This window comes from uncultured Capnocytophaga sp., from assembly GCF_963525585.1.
GTDB lineage: Bacteria > Bacteroidota > Bacteroidia > Flavobacteriales > Flavobacteriaceae > Capnocytophaga.
Window position 1 is genome coordinate 1 of record NZ_CAURLX010000077.1, and the last position, 3908, is coordinate 3908.

Below are 3908 nucleotides of genomic sequence, written 5' to 3' on the forward strand. Positions count from 1 at the left end.
TTTTCCTACAAAACCTCATATCTAGTGTCAAAAAAATTATTCAAGATAGATTTATTGGTTTTTACATTATTTTTTCTCACTTGTTTTTTTAGTTAAATTGAATATAAACACTCCTGCAAAGATTCCTAACACATCGGCAAGGATGTCCAGCGGATCACCACTACGACCTAATTGCATTTGTTCTTGCATTATTTCAGTCAATAGTGCATATGCTGAAAGCAATAAAAGTTCCCTTACAATAGAATGTCTGGGAAAAGCCATTTTATAAAGATATGCTAAGAGGGTAAATATTAGGAAATGTACCATTTTATCCATACCTTCAAAGGAGAAAAAATTCTTTGGAAGGTCTAAATCAGAGGTAGGACGTAAAAGGATATATGTGAGAAAAGCTCCGTAGAGAAAGAAGAGGATCCTATAGCGCATTTTATTCGTTTCACCTCTATACAGCAAAAACCTTGCCAAAAATAATAAATTCTTGGCAAGATTTTTATTTTTTATTTAATCTATTTTGCTTTGTCGGTAACTTCTACATCTACAATTTCGATATCGAAAACAAGAGGTGCATCTGGAGGAATTACCCCAGGAATACCTCTTTCTCCGTAAGCTAAAGACGAAGGGATAAATACACGTAACTTCTCTCCCACCTTCATTGTAAGGAGCGCTTCCTTAAAGCCAGGGATAAGCCCTACTTTTTGGCTATATTCCCAAGGATAAGGTGCATACCCCCCTCCCATTTCGCGTTGTTGATCATAAGCGTTATTGGCTTGGGCTACTTCCTTAATATTAGAATCAAAAAGTTGTCCGTTGGCACGTAAGTACCCTGCATAATTTACCAATACTCTTTGTCCTTGAGCAGGCTGGATACCATTCCCTTCTCTAAGTTTAAGAATTTTGATTCCTGAAGGATAAGCGACAGCTTGGCTCTCTTGCTCTGCAAGTTCAGCTATTTTACGTTCGCTTTCGGCTCTTTCCTGAGCTTCTTTCTGCCTTGCAAGCTCTGTTTGTTCTTTCATAAAGATATCAAAAACCTTAGGAGCGTCAAATTTTTCAGCTTCTTTTCCTACACGGATAATTTCAATCTTTTTGATGATTACAGGGGTTTTAGGGCGACTATCCTCTTGAGAAGTCTGCTCATCGGTAATCTTACTGATAACATCTTCTCCGTTAATCACCTGTCCAAAAATGGTATGATGATGTGTAAGCCAAGGCGTATCTTTCTCTGTAATAAAGAATTGACTTCCGTTGGTAGCTGGTCCGGAATTAGCCATCGCTAGCTGTCCTTTTCGGGTGAACTTAAGGGTATCAACGAACTCATCTGCAAACTGATAACCAGGGCTTCCTTCTCCTGTAGCAGTACGATCTCCCGCTTGGAACATAAAGTCCTTAATTACTCGGTGTGACTTGGTACCATCATAATAACGTTTTCCTTTAAGAGAATCTGGTACGTAGGTATTATTTCCTTCTGCTAAGGAAATAAAATTAGCCACCGTTCCAGGGGTTGCCTTGTAGAAAAGCTCTACCAGCATATCCCCTTTATTGGTCTGGATATCTGCATACAAACCATTCTTTAAATCTGGATATTTGGTTGATTTACAAGCAACCAATAACAAAGGCAATAACATTGCCCATAACTTCACTTTTTTCATAAAACTCTATATTAAATGAATGAATTTTCCTATCAATTAATCCCCCAAAAATTCTTTGGTAACCTCTTCCCAATTCTCATAGGACAAGGGAATATCCTTATAAAAATCCTCAAAATAAGGGAATATTTCTTGAGCCTTAGCACAGCTCTTTCGATAATGACTAAATGTATCCTCTGTGTGATATACACGTGTTTCTAGCAGATAAGGACTCTGCTCCCCTAGGGTATCATCTTCCAAAATCGTTTGTATATAACCCTGCTTATCAGGTTTATCATCATACAAAACAACAAAACGATGTCCATTATGAGGTAGTTCCGTAATAATAGCCCTAATCCTTTCCAGAGAAAGTGTCAGTTTTGTATATTTATTTGTATCAACCTTTTTCATTATTACCTATATTTTCAATCAAAAGTTTATTCAATAACATCCAATAACCTCTGAAGATTGAGGAGCCGGAGGAAGAGGTGGCGCAGGTATTATTTTCAAAATATGTACCTGAGCTCGTATAGGCTTATTAATCCCTATTTTTTCATTATCTCCGTGATAACCAAAGGCAATTTCAGAAGGAAAGAAAAAAACGGCTTCCTCATTCTCTTTTAAGAGCTTAATAGCCTGCCGAAGTCCCTGAAATAACTCCTGCTTATCCACACAATAAGTAATGACCTTGTTATCCTCCTTGGAATAAATTTCTTTACCGTAGATATCAGAAAGGCTGTAGGTAAAATCAACTAAATCCCCCACCTGAGGCAAAGGGTCAGGATTTACATTTTTTGATATATAATAGTACCTAAAACCATCCTTAGAATTCAGATAAGAATGTAGCGTATCACTGGCAATAATAGAGTCCATCACCGCTTCCTGATCCTTGAGTAACTCTCTATTCTTTTTGGCAGATTCTTTCAGGAAAGTATCCGTTTTAACAGTTATAGGTCTGCGAGCCTCCTGCTCACTACAAGCCAGCAGAAAGATAGTAAATACAAATAATCCTAATATTCTCATATTATAGTTCCTTATAATAAGCATTGGGAGAGGATAGGAATTCAGGGAGTACTTTCAGAAAAAGAGCAATGGTATCTTTCAAAGAAGTGTGAGTTCCTCCTCCAGCAGCATTGATGTGCCCTCCACCATTAAAATAAGTACGCGCTAAAGCATTGACATCCAAATTTGTCTTAGAGCGAAAAGAAATCTTTATCACATTTTCTTCCTCATTTTCAATAAATATCGCAGCTAATTCTGCTTCCTTAATCCGTAAGCCATAATTAACAAATCCCTCGGTATCTCCCTTTCGAAAGTTAAATTGCTTGAGTTCCTTACTGCTAATAGACATATAAGCAGTCTTATATTCTGGTAGATAGACTAACCCCCTTAATACATTTCCCAATAATTGTAATCTATCCAAAGAATAGCTATCCAAAACCTCAGAACTAATCCTAGTACAATTGGCTCCCTTCTCTAAGAGGGTAGCTACTATTCTGTGAGTAGTAGGTGAGGTCAGAGAATAACGAAATCCTCCAGTATCTGTCATTATTCCGGTATAAAGGCAAGTAGCTATAGCCTCATCTATTACTTGCTCAGAAGCAAGGCTTACAATAGTGTGATATACTAACTCACAAGTAGAACTTGCCTTATCATTTGAATAAGTAATTGTAGCATACGTATCTGGTTGCTGATGATGATCTATCATTACAAAAGGAGCCGTAGCTTTCTCCAAAAAAGGAGTCAAAGGCTTTGCCCTAAGCAAATTATTGAAATCCAAAGTAAAAATAAGAGTGGAGCTCTCTATTCTTTCCTGAGCTTCTTTTTCGTGATTAGGATAAATAAGGATATTATCTGCTGCAGGCATCCATTTAAGGAAATCCGGAAAATCAGTAGGGGTTATTACCTTAACATTATGGTTTTGAGCCTTCAGAAAAAGATAAAGCCCCAACGAACTACCTATAGCATCTCCATCTGGGTTGGTATGAGGAATGATAGTAATAATCGGGTTCTTATCCAAGAATTCTTGGAGCCTCTGTGTATCTTGTGTATTCATAGTGCAAAGATACAATTTCTTTTTCAATTACCAATTGTTATTTTCCCTTTTTCCTCCTTTAGAAAAAAGGGTAGCCCTTGATGCCCAAGTGATGAATACAGGAGGTTCTCAATAAGTACAAGCTACCCATTCACTTGTGTAGGATATTCCATAATTAGTTACCTTTGCGGTTAGAAGGCATTGGGGAGATAGATAAGACAATAAAAGAAGAGATCAAATAGAAGAAAAAA

General features: G+C 37.2%; 5 protein-coding genes. All 5 read right to left on the minus strand.

The genetic code is table 11. From position 1 onward, the window contains the following. Nucleotides 1–66 precede the first annotated feature (66 nt). A complete protein-coding gene (locus RYK20_RS10680; protein WP_314895410.1) occupies nt 67–423 on the minus strand; it encodes a VanZ family protein in 357 nt (118 codons plus the stop codon). 80 nt (nt 424–503) lie between these two features. After that, nucleotides 504–1646, minus strand: coding sequence for a peptidylprolyl isomerase (locus RYK20_RS10685; RefSeq protein ID WP_311457570.1), 1143 nt, complete (start codon nt 1644–1646; stop codon nt 504–506). Nucleotides 1647–1682: 36 nt separating this feature from the next. Next, a complete protein-coding gene (locus tag RYK20_RS10690; protein WP_314895411.1) occupies nt 1683–2033 on the minus strand; it encodes a hypothetical protein in 351 nt (116 codons plus the stop codon). Nucleotides 2034–2063: 30 nt separating this feature from the next. After that, a complete protein-coding gene (gene gldI / locus RYK20_RS10695) occupies nt 2064–2645 on the minus strand; it encodes a gliding motility-associated peptidyl-prolyl isomerase GldI (RefSeq protein WP_314895412.1) in 582 nt (193 codons plus the stop codon). Nucleotide 2646: 1 nt separating this feature from the next. Further along, nucleotides 2647–3678, minus strand: coding sequence for a bifunctional oligoribonuclease/PAP phosphatase NrnA (locus RYK20_RS10700; protein ID WP_314895413.1), 1032 nt, complete (start codon nt 3676–3678; stop codon nt 2647–2649). Between the last annotated feature and the right edge of the window lie 230 nt (nt 3679–3908).